Raw genomic sequence first — 18478 nt, 5'->3', positions numbered from 1 at the left:
GATGATAGTGCACGAGCAGTGGCTAGTGGCTATTCGACGGCGCCCACGGGCTCTTTGCCGGCAATCCAGAGGTCCACGAGCTGGCCCATGCGGATGGTGGTGCCGGGGCTGGGGGCGGGGCGCTGCCGCACCACGGTGCCTTCGGCCTGGCCTTCCTCGGCGGGCTGGTAGAATTTCTCGCCCACGGTCAGGCCCTGGCCGGCCAGCAGGGTCATGGCTTCGTCGGCGGGCATGTTCACGAGATTGGGCACCGGGAATTCCTGGTTGCCCAGGCCGTCACCCACTTCCAGGTCCACGCGGGTGCCTTTGGCAATGGGGGCGCCGGGCGCTATTTCCTTGCCGCCCACCGACTGTTTCAGCACGGCATTCTGCTGGATGTTGGGCACCAGCTTGATTTGCCCCACCACCAGGTCGTAGCTTTTCAGAATCATCTGGGCGTTTTTCACTGAGCCGTCGGTCAGCTTGGGCATCTTAATCACCGGCGGGTTTTTCATAGCCACCGAAACGTAGATTTTGCGGCCTTCCTTCACCTTGTCGCCGGGGCGGGGCTCCTGGGTAAGCACTGTGCCGGGCCGAATGGCGGCGTTGTAGGTGCTGTCGTCCACGAAGTAGGCCAGGCTTCGCTCGTCGAGGTAGTCATCCAGGTCGGCCTGGTTCATGCCCGTAATTTTGGGCACCACAATGGTTTCGCCGTGGTTGGTGGTGATAGGCAGGTACACGTAAAAAAACCCGAATACCAGCAGGGCCGCTGCCAGCAGCATCACTAGCACGTGCTTGAGCAGGTCGACGGGCGTATCAGAGCGCAGAAAAGACATTCTATGGGAGAAGTGAGAGGTTAGAAGTAAGAGGTGAGACGGGAGAAGTCAGAGATTAGAGGTCAGAGGGGCGACGGAAGAAGTGAATGTGCGAAAAGCAGAACAAGTCTTACTTCTCGCTTCTTCTGTCTCACTTCTAACTTCTCACTTCTAACCTCTCACTTCTCTCTTTCCCAAACTCCAAAATCTGGTCGATGAAGTCGTAGGGCGTGTAGCCGGCCAGGGCGGTTTGGTGGAAGATGCAGGTGGCGGGCGTCATGCCGGGCAGGGAGTTTACCTCAATGATAATGACCTCCACGGCCCCGTTCTGGCGCGCCCGCACGAAGGCGTCGATGCGGGCGTAGCCCTGGATGTTCAGGATTTCGGCCACCCGGCGCAGCTCCTTTTTCACTTCCTCCGAAATGCGCTGGCGCTCCGCGGGCTCCGGGGCGTAGCGGGCGGGCGTAATGTTCTGCCCTTCGCCGGCCAGAAACTTCTCCTCCAGGCTCAGCACCTCGCCCGTGGCCAGGGCTTCGGAGGCCTCAAACACCTCAATTTGCAACTCCCCGCTTTCGCTCCAGTGCGTGAGCAGGCCGCCCGTAATTTCGAGGAAGTGAGCCGCGCCGTCCCGGTCAATCAGCGTTTCGACCAGGAAGGCGTCTTTGCGCGGAAATTCCTCTTTAAAGCCCAGGCTGAGCGTGGTGGCTTCCTGGGGCGTGAGGTCTTCCTGGTCGCGGAAGATGAGGCGGGTGAAGGCCTCCAGCTCCGCGCGGTTCTTGATTTTCTTCACGGCCGAGGAGCAGCCGTCGTCGGCGGGCTTGGCAATGAAGGGGTAGCGGAACTGGGTTTCGAGGCTGCGGTAGAAGCCCTCGGGGTCGGCTTGCCACTCCAGGCGGCTGGCCATGCGGTGCTCAGCCACGCGCAGGCCGGCCTGGCGCAGGCGGCGGTTCGTCTCGAACTTGTTGATGGTGATGCTGCTCGACTCCACGCCCGAGCCGTTGTAGGGCAGGCCGTACTTCTCCAGCTCCCGTTGCAGGGCGCCGTCCTCGCCTGGGCGGCCGTGCAGGGCAATAAACACTTCGTCCACCATCCCGGCCAGCTCCTCGAACGACACCCGCCGCGGCTGAGCCGTGGGCTGTCCGGCGTAGGTGCTGGTAATGGCCTGGGCTTCGCGCCGAATCCGCTCCAGAATCGGGTGCAGGCCGTGGCCGGCTTCCAGGTGCTCCACTTTCTCACGGATGTCGTCGGCGTTGTCCTTAAGCATCACGTTGATGGGCAGCACATAGAGGCGGAAGCCCTGGCTGTTGCCAGTCAGGAACACCGGCATCGGCTCGTACTTCACCGAGGAGCTGAGCTTCTCGTAGATATTCCGGCCGCTTTCCACCGAAATGTGGCGCTCCGAGGAGTAGCCGCCCATAATCACGGCCACCTTGGTGCGGGTGCGTTCCTCGTGGGCACGGGCCGCTACGGCCGCATCTAGCCGCGCCAGCAGCTGCGCCAGCTTCACCGGCCGCAGCCCCGCCCGCCGCCGCGCCGCCAGCGAGGTACGGATCAGGTAGGTCAGGAACTGCGAAGGATTCAGCCCGATTTCCGCCGCCTGGTGGAAGAAGAACGAAGCCGGCAACATGCCCGAGGTAGTGTTCGGGTCGTTGAGGAAAATCTGGGTGGTTGGTGGTTGGTGGCTATTGGTTGTTGGCTGCTCTTCTGCCTCACCCGGATAATTTTTAATTTTTAATTCTTCATTCTTCATTGAAATAAACCCATCGAGACGGGCGTACACCTGGAAGCCGAAGGTGCGGAACATTTCCTCGCAGGCCTCGCGGATACGCTGGATGTCGGCCTCGGGTAGGTCGATGGGGGTGATTTTGCGGGAGAGGCCGGGCAGGTACTTCGAGCGGTAGTCGAACATTTCCTCGCCCTTCACAATCTCCGTGGGCGGCAGGGCCAGCGGGTTGCCGTCGGGGTCTTCCACCACAATGCACGAAAACTCCCGGCCCTGCACGAAGCTTTCCACCAGCACCTGCGTCTCGCCCTCCGTGCTGGTCAGGCGCACGGCTTCGGCCGTTTGCAGCCGCTCGTTCAGGGCGTGCAGCAGGTGCTCGGGCTGGTAGATGAGCTGAGTGGTTTTTGGTTGGTGGTTTTCGGTTTTTGGCTCGTTGTGGTCTGTGAAGTTCTCACCTCTCACTTCTACCCTCTCACTTCTACCCTCTAGCACGACCGGCAACCCGATGCCTTCCCGGATGTCCACAAGCTGCTGGAGCCACTGGATTTTCTGGGTTTCCGTGAGGCTTTGCCACTCCGGGCGGGTTACGGTTTTGCGGAACAGGCTGCGCTCCACGGCGGCCTGGAACTGGGCTACATCGGCCTGGCGCAGGATGCTGACCCCGATGCTGGAGCCCTGGCGCGGGGCTTTGAACACCAGCGGCAAGCCCAGCTCCCGCACCAGGTAACCGAGAGCCGCCTGGAGGTCGGCAGCGTCCCATTCCTCGGCCGTGAGCAGGCGGAAATCGGGCGTGGGGCGGCCCAGGGCCTTGAGCAGCTTCTTTTGGGCAATCTTATCAATACCAAATGCCGAAGGCAGAATGCCCGACCCAGAGTAGGGGATGCCGTACCATTCGAGCAGGCCCTGAATGGCGCCGTCCTCGCCGGCCGGGCCGTGCAGGGCCAGGAATGCGAAGTCCACAAGGCTGCTCAGCTCCTGGGGCTGAATTTGGCGGCCTACCTCCGAGATGATGCGGTCCTGCTCCTCCGAGCTCAGCTCGCCCAAACTTTCCAGGTACATCTGCACCGGCAGCTCGGTGCGCGGCAGCGCCGACACGGGCGGGTAAAAGTCGCGGATGGTGCCTTTGTAGATGTAGTGCCAGTCGAGCAGGATGAAGTTGCCGCGGCTGTCCACAAACACCGGCACGGCCTCAAATAGGGCCTTGTCCAGGTTATCGTATACGGTGCGGCCGCCCGCGAAGGAAATTTCCCGCTCGCGCGAGGGGCCGCCGAAGAAGATGCCAATTTTCATAGATGCCGCAAAGGTACGGGGATGTAGCATACGCTTTGTAGGCTTTGGAGCTTGTGCCGTGCGTGTTCAGCCAACTTGTAAGCTGAGCGGCTGCAAAGGGTACGCATAGACTGGCAGTGCGAGCATCCATCCTACGCCTGCTTGCTGTAGAGACGCAACATTTTGCGTCTCGTCGTCTGCACGCTTATTCCGGCGGTGTCATTCAACGAGGAGACGCAAGATGTTGTGTCTCTACAGCAAGCAGGCGGTGCGTTCTGGTGGAGAGGTTCAGTATAAAATTTACGCTTCTGCTTTGCCATTGCTAAGCGGGTAGCTTGCCATAATTACATTTGACGCTAGTGAGGAAGGTATGTGTAAGTGTTCTTGCCTTTTTATAACTGAGTGTGAATCATGAAAAAGCTGCTTTTTACGCTACTGACGTTGATGCAAGGCGTGCAAGTCCTCGCCGCAACGTACTATTTCGCGGCCAATGGCGACGATGCCCGCACCGGCGCTCAGGCCCAGAACGCTGCCACGCCCTGGCAGAGCCTGACCAAGCTCAACGCCGTAATGAGCCAGTTGCAACCCGGCGACCAGGTGCTCTTTCGGCGCGGCGACGTGTTTCGGGGGGCGCTGACCATCACGCGCTCCGGTAACAGCGGCGCCCCGCTTACGTTTGGGGCCTACGGTACCGGCGTGGCGCCCGTGCTCAGCGGGGCCGCGCCGCTGTCGGGCTGGACCAGCGTGGGCACCAATCTCTGGGAAGCCTCCTGCGCCAGCTGCGGCCCCACTGTTACGAGCGTGGTGGCGGGCGGCCGGGCCTTGCCCCTGGGGCGCTACCCCAACCTGAGCGCACCCAACAAGGGCTACCTGACGGTGGACTCTCACGCCAGCGCCACCCAGTTCAGCAGCGCCCAGCTGTCGGGCGCGGCGGGCACCAACTGGAGTGGGGGCGAAGCCGTGCTGCGCACCGAGCGGTGGATACTGGACCGGGCCGCCATTACGGCCCAGAGCGGTACCACGCTCACGCTGGCCGCCGCTCCGGTTTACGGCCTGAAGGACCGGTGGGGCTTTTTCATTCAGAACCACCCGGCTACCCTCGACCAGGCCGGGGAGTGGTACTACAACGCCGCCACCCGCAAAATTCGCCTCTACAGCCCCAGTAGCCCGGCCGCGGGAGCAGTGGAAGCCACGGTGGCGCCGGTGGTGGTGCGCATTCATAATCAGAGGTTTATCACTCTCGAAAACCTCACCATTGCTCACGGGCTCAACTTCAACCTGGACGCCGAAACCGTGTCGGGCTTTATGCTGCGCGGGGTGGCGGTGGTGGGGGCGGGCGAAGACGCCGTGCGCCTGAACGGCATTGGCGCCGACGTGCTGCTGGAAAACTGCCTCATCAACCACACCAACAACAACGCCCTGAGCGTGAGTGGCTACACCAACGTAACCCTGCGCGGCAACACGCTCCAAAACACGGGCCTGGTGGCCGGCCGGGGCAAAAGCGGCGACGGGCAGTACTTTACCCTCAACGTGGGCAGCAGCACCAACGCCCTGCTCGAAAACAACACCCTCGACAGCTGCGGCTACGTGGGCCTGTCCTATTACTTCACCGACAACATCACCATCCGTAACAACGTCATCCGCAACTTTGCCATGACCAAGGACGATGGCGGCGGCATCTACACCTGGAACGGCGGCTCGCCCCCGCGCACCAACCTCAACGCCCGTATTCTGGGCAACCTGGTGCTGAACGCCGTGGGAGCCCCCGAAGGCACCGACAACCTCAGCTACATTCCCGGCCACGGCATCTACCTCGACGACTGCACGATGAACGTGGAAGTGGGCAGCAACACCGTGGCCTACTGCCGCAGCAGCGGCATTTTCCTGCACGGCACCACCAGCATCAACGTCCACGACAACACCTGCATCGACAACAGCACCCAGCTGCTGCTGGCCCCGGCGGGCAGCTGCGGCTTCAGCGGCTTGCAGGTGCGCAGTAACATCCTGTTCAGCTCCCTGCCCGGCAACCGGGTGGCCTGGTACGAAACGTCGACGAATAATCTGGCTACGCTGGGCACGTTCGGCGGCAACTACTACGCCCGGCCCTTCGACGACCTGCTGAAAGTGGGCACCTCGTACCGCACCGCGCCCAACGGCCCCAACACCGGGCCGCACATCAACCGCACCTACACGCTGGCGGAGTGGCAGGCTGCCTTTGGGCAGGATGCCGGCTCCCACAACAGTCCCGTCACGTTTCGGCCCTTTCGGGTGGATGCCCGCACCGGCCCCAACCTGCTGAGCAACGGGGAGTTTGGCAGCAACAGCGCGGGCTGGAGTGGCTACAGCTCGGCCGGCAACGGGCAGCTCACCTGGGACAACACCAACCGCCTCGGCAGTGGGGGCAGCCTGCGCTTGGCTTTCGGCACCGCCTCGGGGCAGGCCGATGCCATCCTGACGGCCGAAACGCGCATTGGCTCCGTGCAGCAGGCCAAAAGGTACGCCGTGCGTTTTGAGGCCGCCTGCTCGGCCGGCAGCCGCATTGTGGAAGTCTACCTCAAGCGCGGCGCCGGCAGCTACGCCGACCTGACCCCGCGCACCCGGGTGCAACTCACGCCCGCCAAGCAGCAAGTGGAGGTGGCGCTGGTGCCCACTGCCGACGACCCCACGGCCAACCTTGCCTTCACGGTGGTTGAAAACCCGCAGCAGGTGTGGCTCGACAACGTAGCCGTGCAGGAAGCCACGCTTACCGCGGCCAGCATAGCCGATTCCATCCGGTTCGAGTACAACGCCACGGCTGCCCCGCGCACAGTGAGCCTGCCCGCCGGGGCCCGGTACGTGGACGTGCGCAACGCAGCCTACAGCGGCAGCCTCACGCTGGCCCCGTACTCGTCGGTGGTGCTGCTGCGCCAGCACGCGGCCGGCACCGTAACGGGCACTAGCCGCCCGGCTGCCCAGGGCGCGGCGCTGGAGGTGTTTCCCAACCCGGCTGCCCATACCGCGGCCGTGCGCTACGAAGCCGCCGCCGCGGGCCCGGTGCGCCTGGAGCTGCTCGATGCCCTGGGCCGGGTGGTGCTGACGCGCACGGCCACGGTGCGCGCCGGCGCCAACGAGCTGCCGCTGGACCTGGGCCTAGTGGCAGCTGGCTACCACGTGCTGCGCCTCACCCCGGCGGCCGGAGCCAGCCGGTTCGGAGCCTTGCTGGTGGGGCAGGAGCGGTAAGAACCAGGCGGCGCCAACGAGCCGCCGGAAGGTGGGCCGTAGGCGCGAAGCCGGACTTCGCGCTACATTCGCGCCGTACAAGGCCATACTCAACTTCTCCTTCGCATATGAAAACCCTCGACCAGTACAACTTTGCCGGTAAGCGGGCCGTGGTGCGCGTAGACTTCAACGTGCCCCTCGACAAGAGCTTTACCATCACCGACGACACCCGCATCCGGGCGGCCACCCCCACCATTCAGAAGATTCTGCAGGATGGGGGCTCGGTGGTGCTGCTTTCCCACCTGGGCCGGCCCAAAGGTGGACCCGAGGACAAATATTCGCTGCGCCACCTGGTAACTCGCCTTAGCCAGGAGTATGGCCAGCCGGTGCAGTTCGCCGACGACGCCCTCCGGGCCGAACCCCAAGCTCAGGCCCTGCAACCCGGCCAGGTGCTGCTGGTTGAGAACGTGCGTTTCTACGGGGAAGAGGAGAAGGGCGACGCTGCTTTTGCCAGCCAACTGGCCAAGCTCGGCCAGGTGTACGTGAACGATGCCTTCGGGGCGGCCCACCGCAAGCACGCCTCCACGGCCGTTATGGCCGAAAGCTTCGCGCCCGAAGACCGGGTGGCCGGCTACCTGCTCCAGGGCGAGCTGGACAACGCCAAGCGCGTGTTGGAGCAAGCCGAGCGGCCGTTCACGGCCATCATGGGCGGGGCCAAGATTTCCGACAAGATTCTCATCATCGAAAAGCTGCTCGATAAAGTCGACAATCTGCTTATCGGCGGGGGCATGGCCTACACGTTTGCCAAAGCCCAGGGCGGCAGCATCGGCAGCTCCCTGCTGGAAGCCGACAAACAGGAGCTGGCTCTCAGCCTCATTGAAAAAGCCAAAGCCAAGGGCGTAAACCTGGTACTGCCCACCGACAGCGTCATTGCCGACAAGTTTGCCAACGACGCCCAAACCCGCGTGGCCCCGAACGACCAGATTCCCGACGGCTGGATGGGCCTCGACCTGGGCCCCGAGTCCATTCAGGCGTTTGCCGAGGTGGTGCGCCAGTCCAAAACCATCCTCTGGAATGGCCCCATGGGCGTGTTTGAAATGCCGGCCTTCGCCAAAGGCACCGAGGCCATAGCCCAGGCCATTGCCGAAGCCACCCAGCAAGGCGCCTTCAGCCTCATCGGCGGCGGCGACTCAGCGGCAGCCGTCAACCAGCTGGGCTTCGCCGACCAAGTAAGCTACATCAGCACCGGCGGCGGCGCCCTGCTCGAATACATGGAAGGCAAAGAGCTACCCGGCGTGACGGCGCTAGAGTAGACCTAAGACTGTGAGAGGTGAGAAGTGAGACTTCGTTCTGACAATCTATTTCAACAAAAAAGACGCTCATCAGAGCGTCTTTTTTGTTGTGAGCAGAAAGTGGGTTAAAAGAGTGAGGCATTGAACAGAGTCTCACTTCTCACCTCTCACGGTCTCAGGTCTACACTTAATTTACATACGGCGTTTCCAAGTCCTGGCCCATGAGCTTGAGCGGGTCAAGGGAGAGGCGGCCGGTGAGGCGGGTGCTGAGGGCTTGCAACTCCTGGGGGCTGAGCACCTGAAGGCGGTGCAGCCAGTGCAGGCGGTGCAGTTGTAGCTCGATGGGGCCCAGCGGGTTTACCTGGGCGTATTCTTCGCGCAGGTAGCCGTGGGCGCGGCGGCGCAGCTCGTCGGTGAAAGCCTCCAGGGCCGGGCGCTGGCCGGGCCGGTCGGGCAGGGTGAGGCGGATGCGGTTGGTGTTCAGCGTAACCGTGCGGCTACGGAGCCGCCACCAATAGGCTACCAGCACGGCCACCAGCAAAGTGCCCCCCACCAGTAGAGCCACGGGTAGGTCGGGAGCCGCTGGACGGTTTGGCAGCGCCGCGCGAATCAGCTGAATCAGCAGCCAGCCCAACACCCAGAACAGGGGCCGCGGCAGCGCGGCCGGCGGCGGGCCCGCGTATTCCAGCCCAATGGGCAGCAGCTCTTCGTAGGGAATTTCAGTTTCCAGCCAGGCCACCCCGCGGCGGTTGCGCTGGCTCACGTACAGGCCGTGCTGGCGCAACAACAGCAGCGTAGAGCCGCGCAGAGACTGAGACTGAGAAAATTGCGAAACGGTCATCTATAGAGCCTGGCCCGGCGCAGTGGCCGGCAGGCAGATAAGGTATTAGCGAAAAACCAGCGGCGACGGGGCGAAGCAGAGCACAAAAATAACCAGCATCAGCCAGCCCAGCATCCGGCGGCCTCGGGAAAGTGGCCGTTCGTCGGGGGCAGGCGGGTGAAAGATGCCCGTAAGCCGGGCCAGCAGCAGCCCAAACAACAGCCAGCCGGGGTTGCCCTCCAGGCTCGGCACAGCCGAGGCCAACGCCAGTTGCCCCAGCCACACGCCCCCACCCAGCAGCAAGGCCCGCCGCACGGTGGGCACCGTCCGCCGAAACACCAGAAATAGGTAGAGCGCGTAAGCCGGCGCCCCGTACAGCCACGTGTCGGTGTCGGAACGCAGCGTAAACAACCCTAGTCCAGCGTAAAAAATAAAGCCGATAAATAAGGCCACCGACACCCGCGCCGCCCGGCGCAGCCCCAGCAGCCCGTACACGATGTGGCCGCCGTCGAGCTGGCCAATGGGCAGCAGGTTGAGGGCCGTGAAGAACAAAGCCAGCACCCCGGCCATCAGCACCGGGTAATGCAGCAGTTCGTCGGGATGGGGAAGGCGGGCCGGGTCGGCCAACAAAGCAGCCAAGCCCTGAAACAGCAAGGGCTGAGCCAGCACCACCGGGTGCCCGGCCTGGTAGGCGTGTCGGGCATAGTCTGTGCCGTAGAACCGGTACTCGGGGTGAATGCTGTAGAGGTATTCCAGCGGCGGCAGGTGGGTGAAGCCGTACACCAGCACGCCCACGGCCACCACTAGTCCCGCCAGCGGCCCGGCCAGGCCCACGTCGAAAACCTCCCGCCGCGAAAAAAACCGGTCTTTGATGCGAATCACCGCCCCGAAGGTGCCGATACCCAGCGGAATCGGAATAAAGTAGGGCAGCGTGGCGCGGATGCGGTAATAGCGGGCCGCGAAATAGTGCCCAAACTCGTGCACCGTCAGCACGCCCAGGAAGGGAATTGAAAACCATAGACCCGGCTCCAGCACCTGCCACCGCTGGGCCGCCGGCAGCAGCAACACCTGAAATGGCACTATATCCACGGTGCCCGCCGTCAAGGTCACGCCGGCCAAGGTGGTGGTGAGCAGTGTAGCCAGAAACAGCAGCAGGTGCAGGCCGTAGCGCAGCCACCGGGGCCGGGCGGGCCGCTCGTAGCGGGTGAAGGCCGCGTCGGCGGCGGCTTGGTCGTCTTCAGAAAAGAAACCCGGCGCCGGAGCATCAGGCTGGAGTGGGGGCGGAGTATTCTTGCGGAAAGGCACGAAGCGCGGCGGGCAGGGCGTCCTGCAGGGTTAGGGGCGGAGTCAGAAACAAGGTACGCAGCCCCAGCCGGCGGGCCGTAGCAATGTGCTGGGGGCTGTCTTCGATAAACAACGTTTCTTCGGCCTTCCAGTTCATCTCCCGCAGGGCGTGCCGGAAAATTTCCTCGCCCGGCTTGCGCAGGCCTACTTGCTGCGAATAAAACACCCGGTCCAGGCAATCAGCAATGCCGTGCCCGAAGCCATACTGCGTCTTCAGCCGCCGGTTGATTTCCTCGATGTGAATCTGGTTGGTATTCGACAGCAAAGCCGTCTGGTGGCCCTGGGCCCGCAGCTCGGCCACCAGGGCCAGGCGCTCGGCTGGCACATCGAGTAGCATGGCGTTCCAGGCCGCGTCCAGCTCCTCGTCGGTGGCCCTGAGCCCGTAGTGCTGGCGCAGCCCCGCCCGGAACTCCTCGGGCGTAAGGCGGCCGGTTTCCAGCAAGTCGAACAGCTCAGCCTGGGCCGCCTGCGTAAACTCAATGGTGCTGCCGTGCCGCCGCATGGCCGCCAGCGTGAGGCTATAGTCGATGTTGATGAGGACGCCCCCGAAGTCGAAAAGCAGATTGGGCAGTTTAGGCATAGTAGGGGCGCGTCGCACGCGCCCGGTACAGCCGCGCGACGCCGGTTTCGTAGAAAAACAGGGCGAGCCGGCGGGCACCAGCTTGCAAATCCGCCGGCAAAAGTCGAAGTTTGCCTAGTCGAAATCAACCGCCAAAAGGGAAGTTTCGCACTGGGCCTATAGCTCAATCGGTTAGAGCAGCTGACTCATAATCAGCAGGTCACTGGTTCGATTCCAGTTGGGCCCACCAAACCGGATTTATCATCTTTTGAGGTGGTAAGTCCGGTTTTTTGTTTGGTGCTACGCGCTGTAAGTGAGGCAATTGTGTCAAAAATGACATTGGCTCTACCGATTCGATAAAGTCCTGATTCGGGCGCGAAGGCTATTCCATTTGGATGGATCATCTGTTGTAGTTGTTGGTGAGTAAGTAAATCAGCTTTGGTCCACACACTGTGTAAGTCAGCTGCCGTTTCAACGGCGAAATTGGTGTACGCTTCGAGGTTCGATACATCTGTTGCCAGGCGTTGGTACTCGAGCTGCACGGGCAGGAGTTCTTCGGCTGTAATTTTGCGGCGAAACTTCTCGTAGACATTGGGGTCGAGTTCGCCAATGGCGTAACGCTCTTCCATTTTCTCTAACTTCTGCTGGACTTTCTTCAGCTCCGCATGTAGTGCTTTGCGTTTCTGCGCGCCTTCCTGGTTCAGCTGATGAAAAAGGCTTGCGGTAATGCTCTTGAGCGGCGCTACTAAGTGCGTAGGCAACGTGTACGTTTGGAGCAAATCGTGATATGCACGGTGCAACTGCCGGGCGCCAATGTTGAGTTTGCACCCCATGGTGTTGCATTTGTAGTACCATAGCCCTTTCTTCTTCACTTCGTAGCCCGTCAGGAACTTGCCACAGCGGTGGCAGCGCACATGATGCTTTAGCGGAACGGTGGGCACTTCTTTAGCGTGCGCATGTCCGTGTTCCTGCTGTTGCCGCAGCTGGTTGAGTTGAAGGAACTGCGCCTCGCTAATCAACCCTTGATGGCGTCCTTGCACCACTTCACCATCCGGCAGACTGGAGCTGATTAGGCCGCAATAAAATGAGTTGCGAAAGGTTTGGGTTAGTAGCTTTTCCGATAGTCCTACTCCGCGCTTGCGAAGCCAAGCTACCAATTGGGTATTGTTCAGCTGGGAATGCAGCTTGAGCAAAAAGGCTTTACGCAACTGTTTGCTGATGGGGCCTGCATTTCGCACGAAGGCGGAAGGGGTACTCCCGGTGAAGTGGCGAAAGTCGCGGATAAAATGCGCTTGGTCGTAATACCCACAGGCCAGGGCAACCGCCGTGAGCCGAGGCTCCCGCGCCAGCCACCGGAACGTTTGCTGGAAGCGAATGATGCGGCAAAAGTATTTGGGGCTGACGCCTACCCGGCAGGCAAACAACTGTTCTAGGTAGCGGTGGCTGACCCCCAGCTTGCGCACCAGACTGTCCAGGTCAGCCCGGCCCTGTCTGGCCAGAATGTAGGGCACGGCAGCGCTTAAGTACTGCTGGCCTAAGGTTGCCGGGGGGTGATGGCGCAAGTGAGCCAGGAAATAGCGTTGCAACCGTGCGATGGCCGCCATGGGGTCGCAGCAATCGACGAGCTGAGCTGCCACGGCTTGAAACGCGGAACCCAGCGCGGCGACCTCCACCGTTTGGTCGTTCAATTCCTGTATCGCCAAACCGTGGGGCGCGAAACAAGCGAAAGTGTGAGGAAAAAAGCGCACACCCACCAAACGAACCCCCGCCGTCCAGTGAATGGTCGATGCGCCGCTGGTCGCGGGGACTGACTGAGGAGGTGAGCATGATTACGACCACGGCCCGCCGCTGGCCGGGCGGCAGCTGCTGGTAGGCTTCCAGAAACTGGATGCCGTTCAGGACGGGCATGTTCACGTCCAGAAAGATGAGCACCGGGCAGTCGGCCGGCTGCGCCCGGCACTGGGTGTGCAGCCGGTCCAGGGCCTCCTGGCCGTGGCGGGCCACGAGCACGTGGTCGGGGACACCGAGGCGCAGCAGCAGCTTGCAATTGAGGAAGTTGGTGGTCGGGTCGTCGTTGACCAGCCGCACGCAGGGGAGTTTGGGCACGGTTGGGCTTCGTACGGGCCGGCGGGGGCCGCGCCGGCGTTAGCGGAGAAAATACACGCGGAAGGTAGATCCCTGGCCGAGCTGGCTTTCCACTTCGATGCGGCCCCCTGCATTTTCCACGATTTTCTTGACCATGTAGAGGCCGATGCCGGTGCCTTCGACGTGGGTGTGCAGGCGCTGGAACATTTGAAACAGCCGCTCCTGGCCTTGAGACAGGTCCAAGCCCAGGCCGTTGTCCTGCACTTCCAGCACCTGGTAGCCCGCCTCGGCGCGGCAGCGGATGTGCACCTCGGGCGCGCGGTCGGGGTAGCGGTACTTGAGGGCATTGCTGAGCAGGTTGTACACGATGCTGCGCAGGTTTTTTTCAGCGAAGGTGACGGCCGGGCACGCCGCTACGTCCACGTTGAGGCGGGCCTGCGTTTCGGCCAGCAGGGGCGTGAGGTCAAGGCAGACTTCCTCAATAAGGGCGGCCAGCGGCACCGGGGCGCTGGGCTGGCCGTGCTCTTTTTGCAGGCGCGAGATGTCGGTCAGGTGGGCGATGGTGCGCTTGAAGCGCTCGATGGCCCCCTGCATCCGGTGCAGCATCTCGGGCACGTCGCCGACCTGGGCCGCGGCGGGCAGCTCCTGCTCCAGGGCCAGCAGCAGGCCCTCAATGTTGGTGATGGGCGCTTTCAGGTCGTGGCTGGCCGTGTAGATGAAGTTGTCCAGATCCACGTTGGTGCGCGTGAGCTGGCGGTTGCTCTCGTTCAGCTCCTCGTTGATGGCCGTCAGTTGCTCATTAAGGGCCTGCACTTGCTGGCGAGCCTCCACCTTCTCGCTGACATCTTGCACATACGCCAGAATACCCCATACCTGCTGGTGCTCGTCGAAGAGGGGCTGGTAAAAGAAATCGGCGTAGAGAGGCTCCAACTGGCCGGTGGCAGGGTTGACTAGCTGGGCGGGCGTGTCGGTGCCGCTCACCGCCACGCCGCTCGCGTAGACTTGGTCGAGCAGCGCCAGGAAGCCCTGGGGCACAATCTCGGGAAACACGTCGATTGCGCGCGCGCCTAGCGTGATGCGGCCGCCCGAGAGGGCTTTGTAGGCGTCGTTGAAGAAGGTGTAGCGGTGCTCGGGACCACTCAGGGTGGCGATGTAAGCCGGCACGCGGCTCAGAATCTGGCGCAGCAGGGCTTGCTGCTCGCTGAGCTGGCGGGTGCGCTCCTGCACCCGGAGTTCCAGTTGCTGGTTGAGTTGTTGCAGCTGCTCACGGGCCTGCACTTGCTCGGTCACGTCGTAGGAAAAATTGAGTACGCCGTGCAACTGGCCCTGGGCGTCGCGCAGGGGTAGAAAAAAGGCATTGAAGTAAACCAGCTCCAGTTGGCCTGTACGCGCAACATCGACCCGGAAAGGCAGCTCCCGGCCCCTAAACGGTTCGCCACTCTGGTAGACGTGGTCGAGCATATCCAGGATGCCTTGGCTGACCAGCTCAGGCCAAGCCTCGCGGATAGGCAAACCCACTAATTCGCGTCCCGGTGCCAGACGCTGGTAGCCAGGGTTGACGAGGGTAAACACCTGGTCGGGCCCTTCATGCACGGCCACTTGAGCGGGCAGCTGCATGAGCAGGTCGTAAAAGCGCTGGCGCTGCTGCTCGGCCTCGGCGCGGGCGGCCTGCTCGGCAGCCTGGCTCGCGCGCAGGGCCGCTTCCACGGGCGTGCGGGGCTGGTCGGCCGTGTCGGTGAAGCTCACCAGCAGCCCGGCCCCGGAGCGGCGGGCGGCGAGGCGGTAGTAGTTGTCGTAGCCGTCGGCCTGGTAGTTAATGTCGTAGTGCCGGGGCTCGCCCGAGACAAAGGCCTCGACGTGAAACTGGAACGTGCCGTGGGCCCGGCTGTGGGGCCACTGCTGGTTGTGGGTCACGGTGGGCACCTCCGGCATGGCCATCATGCGCTGGGCTGCCGGGTTGAGGTACTCGAAGGTAAAATCGACGATGTCGCCCGAACCGGCCGGGTCGTAAAGGGGCGTGTAGAAGATGATGCCGGTCAGCGAGACGGCGAGTAGGTCCCGCAGGAGGGTGTCGGCGGGCGCGATGGCAGCGGCGGCAGGCGTAAGCATGGGCAAGGGCAGCGGATGGAACGAACCGCTCGCAGCGGCCGGGGGCCGGCACGTTCGGCACGACGAAAGAGACGGAGCGAAATCAGTTAAAAGTAGAAGTAAAACCGCAGTTGCCGGCAAATCCTCGGGGGGGGCCGTGCAAGATTCGCTTCCCGTCGCTTCAGCCGAACCGGTAGCCTTCGGGGGGAAACGCCCCCGACTGCCCCGCCCCGCCAAGGGCCGCCCACCCGAGTTGCTTGTGGCCCTAACTGTTGCGAGACTCCAACTCCTAGTTCTTACCGCCATTGTCAGGCCCTGGCGTGCCGTACTCTCCGTTTCCTGGGCCCCATACGCGTTTAGTACCCCCCAACTTTGCTTTCTTATCGGACCTAGGGAAGGGTCGCCTAGCGCGCAAGGTTACCGCAACCCTGCGCGACGTGCCTATTGTGTGGAAGCCCTGATTTGAGCTGATGCGCGGCGGGTGCTGGCAGGGGTTAGCGTCATTTTGTCCCCTGCTGCTACGAAGAGGCCATGTACTACCTAGGCAGTGTCTGAAAAGTGGCGTTGCAAAATGCGGCGAATACAGGCCAACACGGCCATGTCGAGGAAGTGCTGGTCGTGTTTGTCGTAGCGGGTGGCCACGCGGCGGTGCTCTTTGAGCGAGCCGAAGAAGCGCTCCACCACGTTGCGACGGGCATAGCGCTGCGCTTCGATGTGCGGCGGCCGTCCGCGCCGGCGGCAATGCTGTCCTGTGGCGGGCCGGCGCCGCGGGATGACGGCGCGGATGCGGCGCCGGCGCCGCCAGCGGCGGATGTACCGGGCGTCGTAGCCGCGGTCGGCAATGAGCTGGCGCGGCGGGCGTGTACCTGCTCGCACAAGGGCTGGAACTGTGGCGCGTCGTGGCGCTGCCCGGCCGAGAGTTGCAGCGCCAGCGGCGTGCCCGCCCCGTGGCACACCACGTGCAGCTTGCTGGGCAGCCCGCCGCGACTGCGCCCGGGGCAGCGGGCTTTTTTTTCGCCCCGCCGGCCGCGCTTTTCGTGGCGCGCACCGTGGTCGAGTCCACCAGCCACGTGTCCAGGTCGAGCAGCCCGTCTGCGTCCAGGCACAAGCGCAGGGCGGCCAACACCTGCTCAAACATGCCGTCGGCTGACCAACGGCGGAACCGCTCGTAGGCCGTTTGCCACGGGCCGTAGCGCGCCGGCAAGTCCCGCCACGCCGCGCCCGTGCACAAGATCCACAGCAAGGCGTTCCACCCCAGCCGGTCCTCGCGTCGCGGCCGACCCGTGCGCTGCGGCGGCAACTCGGCCGCTACTACCGCCCACTGCCCGTCATTCAACTCGTATCGTGCTGCCATCCCCTAATTTAAGCACCAGCACTTTTCAGACACACCCTAGTAAGCCGTGTTCGTGCAGTTGCTTGATGGCGTCACCGACGGTGCGCAGGCCGATGCCGAGCCGGGTGGCGAAGTGCTCGTCGCTGGCAAAGACGTGTTTCCTGACTTTGTAGAGGTCGATTATTTCGGCCAAGATGAGTTTGGCCGTGAGGGTAATGTCTTCCAGCGCTAGTACCTCAGCCGGTACGATGAGGGCACGCGACTTGGTAGAAGGGGAGGTAGCGGCAGCCTTCATTGTGCGGCGCCCTCCTCCGGCGAAGTGGTATAAAGTTCTAGATCTATCGCCCGGCTAAAAAATGCAATAGCCTCTAAATCCTGGCGCCAATACTTTCCCAGTTCTTGCTCGTTATCTTTGGGCAAAAAGTTCGATACTCCACTATGTAGGCCCATCAAAACCCGCTTTACATCTTGTAGAGCGGGTTTTTCGTTTGATTACAGCACCTTTGCTGCCAAGCTCTGCCTATGCCCACCGGTACCCTGCTGCTCATCGACGACGAAACCCACCTGCGCCAGGCCATAGCGCGCATGCTGGAGCTGGAAGGCTACACCGTGCTGACGGCCCCCGACGCCCGCCGCGGCCTGGAGGAACTGCGCCAGCACGCCGACGAGGTGCTGGTGGTGCTGAGCGACGTGAAGCTGCCCGACGGCCACGGCCTCGACCTGCTACCGCGCTACCAGCAAGTGGCCCCGCTGGCCGAAGTCGTCCTGCTGACTGCCTACGGCACCATTGCCGACGGCGTGCGGGCCATGAAGCAAGGTGCCTTCGACTACCTGACCAAAGGCGACTCCGACGACCAGCTGGTGGTAGTGGTAGACCGCGCCGCCGAAAAAGCCCGCCTCCAGCGCCGCGTGGCCGATCTGGAAAAGAAAGTGGGTGCCCAGTACAGCTTCGAGAGCATGATTGGGCACTCCCAGGCCCTGCAAGAGGCCAAGCGCCTGGCCCAGCGCGTGGCTTCCACCGACAGCACCGTGCTGCTGGAAGGCCCCACCGGCGCCGGCAAGGAGCTGTTTGCCCAGGCCATCCACCAGGCTAGCCCGCGCCGGAGCAAGCCGTTTGTGGCCGTCAACTGCTCGGCTTTCCCGAAGGACTTGCTGGAATCGGAGCTGTTTGGCTACCGGAAGGGCGCGTTTACGGGGGCCCTGGCCGACAAGCGCGGACTGCTGGAAGAAGCCCACGGCGGCACCTTGTTCCTGGACGAAATCGGGGAGCTGGAGCTGAATGTGCAGGCCAAGTTCCTGCGGGTGCTCGAAACCCAGACCTTCACCAAGCTCGGCGACGTGAAGCCTGTGCAAGTGGATGTGCGCATCGTGGCCGCCACCAACCGTAACCTGCGCCAGGAAGCCGCCGAAGGCCATTTCCGGCCCGACTTGTACTACCGCCTTTCGGTGTTTACGGTGCCCGTGCCCGGCCTCAACGAGCGGCGCGCCGACATCGAGCCCCTGGCCCAGTACTTTCTGCAGTTCTACGCCGCTAAGCTGCGCCGCCGCCTGCGCGGCCTCGACGCCGCCGCCCTGCGCGAGCTGCAACGCTACGACTGGAAAGGCAATGTGCGGGAGTTGAAAAACGTGCTCGAACGCGCCGTCATTCTCGCCGACGGTGACACGCTGACCGTGGACGACCTGCCCGCCGAGCTGCACTACTTCACGCCCGACGCGGGCCTGGACGAAGCCGCCGATAAGTCGCTGCGCACCATGGAGAAGCGCCAGATTCGGCAGGTGCTGCACGACACCGGCGGCAACAAGATGGAAGCCGCCCGCCAACTGGGCATCGGCACCAAAACCCTGTACCGCAAGATTCAGGAGTACGGGCTGTAACCCTTTCCCCTGCGGAAGCTGCAAGCTGTAAGCCACAAGCTGTAAGCTTTTCGTCAGAACAGCAGCTTGCAGCTCCCGCAAGGCTTCTCCAAACCGAG

At 62.9% G+C, this 18478-nt stretch carries 11 protein-coding genes, 1 tRNA gene and 3 pseudogenes; 4 read left to right on the top strand and 11 right to left on the bottom strand.

What is annotated here, in order from left to right; translation table 11 throughout:
* Window positions 1-29: 29 nt before the first annotated feature.
* Together OIS53_RS07855 and OIS53_RS07850 are read right to left on the bottom strand one after the other, a co-directional pair.
* Window positions 30-815, bottom strand: coding sequence for a PASTA domain-containing protein (locus tag OIS53_RS07855; protein ID WP_264681845.1), 786 nt, complete (start codon window positions 813-815; stop codon window positions 30-32).
* A gap of 136 nt (window positions 816-951) precedes the next feature.
* A complete protein-coding gene (locus OIS53_RS07850) occupies window positions 952-3807 on the bottom strand; it encodes a D-alanine--D-alanine ligase family protein (protein WP_264681844.1) in 2856 nt (951 codons plus the stop codon).
* 390 nt (window positions 3808-4197) lie between these two features.
* Between OIS53_RS07850 and OIS53_RS07845 the strand changes: the two genes are divergently transcribed.
* Together OIS53_RS07845 and OIS53_RS07840 are read left to right on the top strand one after the other, a co-directional pair.
* Window positions 4198-7005, top strand: coding sequence for a right-handed parallel beta-helix repeat-containing protein (locus OIS53_RS07845; RefSeq protein WP_264681843.1), 2808 nt, complete (start codon window positions 4198-4200; stop codon window positions 7003-7005).
* A 107-nt stretch (window positions 7006-7112) separates the two neighbouring features.
* Complete coding sequence (locus tag OIS53_RS07840; RefSeq protein ID WP_264681842.1) at window positions 7113-8297, top strand: phosphoglycerate kinase; 1185 nt, start codon at window positions 7113-7115, stop codon at window positions 8295-8297.
* 166 nt (window positions 8298-8463) lie between these two features.
* Here OIS53_RS07840 and OIS53_RS07835 read toward each other — a convergent pair whose 3' ends face one another.
* The 3 genes from OIS53_RS07835 to OIS53_RS07825 are packed head-to-tail and all read right to left on the bottom strand — an operon-like array spanning window position 8464 to window position 11020.
* On the bottom strand, window positions 8464-9117 hold the full coding sequence (locus OIS53_RS07835; RefSeq protein WP_264681841.1) for a hypothetical protein: 654 nt from the start codon (window positions 9115-9117) through the stop codon (window positions 8464-8466).
* 45 nt (window positions 9118-9162) lie between these two features.
* A complete protein-coding gene (locus OIS53_RS07830) occupies window positions 9163-10401 on the bottom strand; it encodes a site-2 protease family protein (protein ID WP_264681840.1) in 1239 nt (412 codons plus the stop codon).
* The gene (locus tag OIS53_RS07825) at window positions 10361-11020 is read right to left on the bottom strand and encodes an HAD family hydrolase (RefSeq protein ID WP_264681839.1); all 660 of its coding nucleotides are present in this window, start codon (window positions 11018-11020) and stop codon (window positions 10361-10363) included. The genes OIS53_RS07830 and OIS53_RS07825 overlap by 41 nt, the downstream gene beginning before the upstream one ends.
* Window positions 11021-11172: 152 nt before the next feature.
* Between OIS53_RS07825 and OIS53_RS07820 the strand changes: the two genes are divergently transcribed.
* A tRNA-Ile gene (locus OIS53_RS07820) sits at window positions 11173-11249 on the top strand.
* Here OIS53_RS07820 and OIS53_RS07815 read toward each other — a convergent pair.
* The 6 genes and pseudogenes from OIS53_RS07815 to OIS53_RS07800 form a co-directional block, all read right to left on the bottom strand.
* Window positions 11212-12747: an AraC family transcriptional regulator gene (locus OIS53_RS07815; protein ID WP_264681838.1), complete on the bottom strand. Its 1536-nt coding sequence runs from the start codon at window positions 12745-12747 to the stop codon at window positions 11212-11214. The genes OIS53_RS07820 and OIS53_RS07815 overlap by 38 nt on opposite strands.
* Window positions 12748-12814: 67 nt before the next feature.
* A pseudogene (locus OIS53_RS20455) lies at window positions 12815-13087 on the bottom strand (response regulator); the annotation flags it as partial.
* Window positions 13088-13144: 57 nt separating this feature from the next.
* Window positions 13145-15193 carry a PAS domain-containing sensor histidine kinase gene (locus OIS53_RS07810; protein WP_264681837.1) on the bottom strand — a complete coding sequence of 683 codons (2049 nt, stop codon included), beginning with the start codon at window positions 15191-15193 and terminating at the stop codon, window positions 13145-13147.
* A 519-nt stretch (window positions 15194-15712) separates the two neighbouring features.
* Window positions 15713-16242, bottom strand: a pseudogene (locus OIS53_RS07805) (IS5 family transposase).
* A pseudogene (locus OIS53_RS20450) lies at window positions 16233-16526 on the bottom strand (transposase); the annotation flags it as partial. The pseudogenes OIS53_RS07805 and OIS53_RS20450, both read right to left, overlap by 10 nt.
* A gap of 25 nt (window positions 16527-16551) precedes the next feature.
* The gene (locus OIS53_RS07800) at window positions 16552-16800 is read right to left on the bottom strand and encodes a helix-turn-helix domain-containing protein (protein WP_264681836.1); all 249 of its coding nucleotides are present in this window, start codon (window positions 16798-16800) and stop codon (window positions 16552-16554) included.
* Between the two features lie 227 nt (window positions 16801-17027).
* On the opposite strand from OIS53_RS07800, the gene OIS53_RS07795 reads away from it, so the two are divergent.
* Complete coding sequence (locus tag OIS53_RS07795) at window positions 17028-18380, top strand: sigma-54-dependent transcriptional regulator (protein ID WP_264681835.1); 1353 nt, start codon at window positions 17028-17030, stop codon at window positions 18378-18380.
* Window positions 18381-18478 lie beyond the last annotated feature (98 nt).

This window comes from Hymenobacter sp. YIM 151500-1 (genome assembly GCF_025979885.1).
Classification (GTDB): Bacteria; Bacteroidota; Bacteroidia; order Cytophagales; family Hymenobacteraceae; genus Hymenobacter.
Note: the sequence above shows the minus strand (reverse complement) of the source record. Positions and strands in the feature narration are given on the sequence as shown.